Source organism: Streptomyces sp. NPDC127177 (genome assembly GCF_042672475.1).
In the GTDB taxonomy this organism is placed as follows: domain Bacteria; phylum Actinomycetota; class Actinomycetes; order Streptomycetales; family Streptomycetaceae; genus Streptomyces.
On sequence record NZ_JBHXUW010000125.1, the window covers coordinates 1 to 3,389 of the forward strand.

Sequence of the window (3,389 nt, forward strand, 5' to 3'; positions counted from 1 at the left end):
ACCGCAGCACCCAACACCGGATGATCAACCACCACCTGACCCAAACCACCCGCATCCCCACCACCACCCACAGACTCCAACCAAAACCGCTCCCGTTGGAAGGCATAAGTCGGCAGATCGATACGGCGAGCACCCGAGCCCTCGTAGAACCCGGCCCAGTCGACCGGGACTCCGGCCACGTGCAGCTGGCCCAGTGCCGTAACAGCCGTGGACACCTCAGAACGGCCCTTGCGCACCACCGGAACGAAGACCGCCGACGAGTCAGCATCCACTGACTGCCGTGCCATACCGCTCAGGACACCGTCCGGTCCTACTTCGATGAACGACGTGACGCCACGCGACGCGACGAACGACACCGCATCCGCGAACCGCACCGCCTCCCGCACGTGCCGCACCCAGTACGACGGCGTCGCTACCTCCTCCGACGCCTCACCCGTCACGTTCGACACCACCGGGATGGACGGGGCGCCGAACGTCAGCCCCGCGACCACCGCACCGAACTCTGCCAACATCGGCTCCATCAACGGCGAATGGAACGCATGCGAGACCCGCAACACACTCGTCCTGCGGTCCTGCGCCTCGAACACCGCGACGAGCTCAGCAACCGCCGACTCTGTGCCCGAGACCACCACCGAGCGAGGCCCGTTCACGGCAGCCACCGTGACCGCGTCGTTCAGGAGCGGAAGAACCTCCGCCTCCGTCGCCTCCACCGCCACCATCGACCCACCCGACGGCAACGCCTGCATCAACCGACCACGCGCCACGACAAGTTCAGCCGCATCGGTCAGGGACAACACCCCCGAGACGTGCGCAGCCGCGATCTCACCGACGGAATGACCCACCAGGAAGTCCGGACGCACCCCCCACGACTCCAACAACCGGAACAGGGCCGTCTCCACCGCGAACAGGCCGGCCTGGGCGAACATCGTCTGATTCAGCAGATCAGCGTCCTCACCCCACACCACCGCACGCAGACTCACACCCAGCCTGGCATCCAACTCCGCCACCACCGCGTCGAACGCCTCCGCGAACACCGGAAACGCACCGTACAACTCCCGACCCATCCCCAACCGCTGCGCACCCTGACCCGTGAACAGGAACGCCGTCCCGCCAGCCGGCCGCACCGACCCCCGCACCACCAAAGACGACGACCCACCCTCAGCCAGCGCAGTCAGACCAGCCACCAACTCCTCACGATCCGCAGCCGCCACCACCGCACGATGCTCCAGCACCGCACGCGACACCACCGACGAAAACCCCACATCAACCAACTCGGAGCCGCCAGCCTTCACCCGCTCCAACAACGCCGACGCCTGACCCGACAACCCCGAATCACTCCGCGCCGACAACACCACCGGAACCACCGGCAACTCAACCGACGCAACCGCCTCCGGCTCCTCCACCACCGGCGCCTGCTCCACAATCACATGCGCATTCGTCCCACTCAGACCAAACGACGACACACCCACCCGACGCGGACGATCCCGCACCGGCCACGCACGCGACTCCGTCAACAACTCCACCGCACCCGCATCCCAATCCACCTGCGGCGTCGGCACATCCACATGCAACGTCCTCGGCAACACACCATGCCGAATCGCCTGCACCGCCTTGATCACACCACCCACACCAGCAGCCGCCTGACTATGACCCAGATTCGACTTCAACGAACCGAGCCACAACGGATCACCCTCCGGACGCCCCTGCCCATACGTCGCCAACAACGCCTGCGCCTCGATCGGATCACCCAACCGGGTCCCCGTCCCGTGCGCCTCCACCAAATCCACATCCGCAGTCCCAAGCCCGGCATTCTCCAACGCCGCACGAATCACCCGCTGCTGCGACGGACCATTCGGAGCCGTCAGCCCGTTACTCGCACCGTCCTGATTCACCGCGCTGCCCCGCACCACAGCCAGCACCTCGTGACCCAGCCGCCGCGCATCCGACAGACGCTCGACCAGCAGAACACCCACACCCTCCGACCACGCCGCACCATCCGCCGCACCCGCGAACGACTTGCACCGCCCGTCCTTCGCCAACCCACGCTGACGACTGAACTCCACGAACATGTCCGGCGTGGACATCACGGCAACGCCGCCCGCCAGGGCCATCGAGCACTCCCCCGAACGGAGCGCCTGGGCCGCCAGGTGCAGCGCCACCAGCGAGGACGAGCACGCGGTGTCCACCGTCATCGACGGCCCCTCAAGGCCAAGGGTGTAGGAGATGCGGCCCGATACCAGGCTGCCTCCCGTGGTCGCGGCGGCCTCCGTTCCCTGTCCGTAGTCGTGGTACATCAGGCCGGCGAAGACGCCCGTCCTGGTTCCCTTCAGCGAGCGGGGATCGATGGCTGCACGTTCGAGGACCTCCCATGACGCCTCCAGCAGCAGCCGCTGCTGCGGGTCCATGATCAGTGCCTCGTTCGGGCTGATCCCGAAGAACGCAGGGTCGAAGTCACCGGCGTCGTAGAGGAATCCGCCCTCGTTCGCATAGGTCTTGCCCGGCACACCCGGCTCGGGGTCGTACACGCCCTCGATGTCCCAGCCCCGGTCCAGCGGGAAGCCGGAAACCGCGTCGCGGCCGTCGGCGACCAGATCCCACAGGCCGTCGGGCGAGGTCACTCCGCCCGGGTAGCGGCACGCCATGCCCACGATGACGATCGGCTCGTCGTCCAGGTCACGCACTGCGAGGCTGCTGCTCGGCTGCTCCGCCTCCTGCGCCCGACTTCCGTCGAGCTCGCCGTCGATGTACTCGGCCACGGCTCGTGAGGTCGGGTAGTCGAAGACCAGTGTCGCGGGGAGCCGGAGCGCGGTTGTCAGGTTCAGTTCGTTACGGAGCTCGACTGCGCTGAGCGAGTCGAAGCCAAGCTCCTGGAAGGGCCTGTCCGCCTCGATGGCCTGGGCCGACGCATGGCCCAGCACCTTGGCCACACGGGCACGGACCATCTCCAGCACCTTGCGGGCACGTTCGTCGTCTGCGAGTCCGGCCAGGCTGTGCAGCAGTTCCTGCCCGCCTCCTCCGGACCCAGCCGTCGCGCGTACAGCGGGTCGCTTGTTGGTGTGGGCGAGGTCGCGCAGGAGTGCGGGAATGGTGTCCGTACGCGCACGGAGCGCCGCCACATCGATCGGCAACGGAACCAGAGCCGCCCGACCCGAAGCCAGACCCGCATCGAACAACGCCAGACCCTGCACCGGATCCAACGCCGGCAACCCCTGACGCCGCATCCGCTCCAGATCCGCCTCACCCAACCACTCACCCATACCCGCACCAGCCCACAGTCCGTACGCGAGCGAGGTCGCCGGCAGCCCCTCCGCATGACGCTGCACCGCCAACGCATCCAGGAACACATTCGCCGCCGCATAATTCGCCTGCCCCGCCGCCAACACCGAACC

1 protein-coding gene is annotated in these 3,389 nt (G+C 67.3%); it reads right to left on the reverse strand.

The features are described 5' to 3' along the window. On the reverse strand, positions 1-3,389 hold a 3,389-nt coding region (locus tag ACFVJX_RS35930), incomplete at both ends, for a beta-ketoacyl synthase N-terminal-like domain-containing protein (RefSeq protein WP_385746751.1).